This is a genomic window from Variovorax boronicumulans NBRC 103145 (assembly GCF_001591345.1).
GTDB classification, from domain to species: Bacteria; Pseudomonadota; Gammaproteobacteria; order Burkholderiales; family Burkholderiaceae_C; genus Variovorax; species Variovorax boronicumulans.
The window spans coordinates 1-1,177 of record NZ_BCUS01000262.1; the positions used below are offsets into that span (position 1 = coordinate 1).

General features: G+C 70.3%; 1 protein-coding gene. It reads left to right on the top strand.

Features of this window, described 5'->3' with window-relative positions; all coding sequences use genetic code 11:
• A partial coding sequence (locus VBO01S_RS31420) for a type VI secretion system Vgr family protein (RefSeq protein ID WP_157627558.1) occupies nt 1-1,177 on the top strand: 1,177 nt, incomplete at both ends.

The window sequence follows — 1,177 nt, forward strand, 5'->3', positions numbered from 1 at the left end:
GTGGACCAGCCCGTCATCGTCGGCGCGCTGTACAACGGCCGCGGCGACGGCGGCATCGCCCCCACGCCCGGCGGCGCATCGCGCACCGGTGAGAACAGCGAACAGGGCAGCAACGACAACAACGACGTCTTCGCCCAGGCGAGCAACGCCTCGCCCAGCGCCCAGGCCAACCTGGCAGCGGGCCACGCCCCGCCCTGGCACGGCGCCAGCGCCGACGACAAGGGCCACCGCAACGCCGCGGCCCTGAGCGGCTTCAAGACCAAGGAGTTCGGCGGCGAGGGCTTCAGCCAGCTGGTGTTCGACGATTCGAACCAGCAGCTGCGCGTGCAGCTGCACGCGAGCACCGCCCACAGCCAGCTGAACCTGGGCCACCTCATCCACCAGGCCGACAACTTCCGCGGCAGCTTCCGAGGCCAGGGCCTGGAGCTGCGCACCGACGGCTACGCCGCCCTGCGCGGCGGCAAGGGCGTGCTGCTGAGCACGTACCACGGCGCAGGCGGCCAGAAGCTCGAGCCCGTGGGCGACTTCGCCGCCGGCATGGCGCTGCTCAAGCAGGTGCAGCAGCTGGGCCAGGCTCTGAGCGATGCGGCCAAGACCCACGAGACGGTACAGCTGGCTGGGCACATCGGTGCCAACAAGGTCGACGAATCGCAACTCGACAAGGAGCGAGCCCCTTACGCCGCGATGGAACGCACCGTCAGCGGCATGGTGACCGCCGACGCGCTCGACACCGCCTACGCAGATGCGGCAGACAAAACCATCGCCACCGGCGAAGGCAAGGTGCCGCACACGAGCGACGCCGTGATCGCGCTGGCCGCACGCGGCGGGCTGGCGATGGTGGCGGGTCAGCAGCTGCAGGTCGTCAGCGGCGAGACCGCCACGCTGGCCAGCGGCGGCGACATCAACCTGGCGCTGGCCGACGTGCTGCGCGTGCACAGCGGGCAAGCCATCGGCGTGCTGGCCGGGGCGCAGAAGGCCGATGCGGACACGGGCCTGTCGGTCATCGCGGGCAACGACGACCTGGACTTCCAGGCGCAGCACGACGAACTGCGCGTGCAGGCCAAGGAAGCGCTGAAGATCGCCAGCACCGACCAGACGGTGGAGTTCGCGGCCAAGAAGAAGATCCGCATCGCGACGGCGCAGGGCGCGTCGATCACGCTGCAGGATGGGGACATCA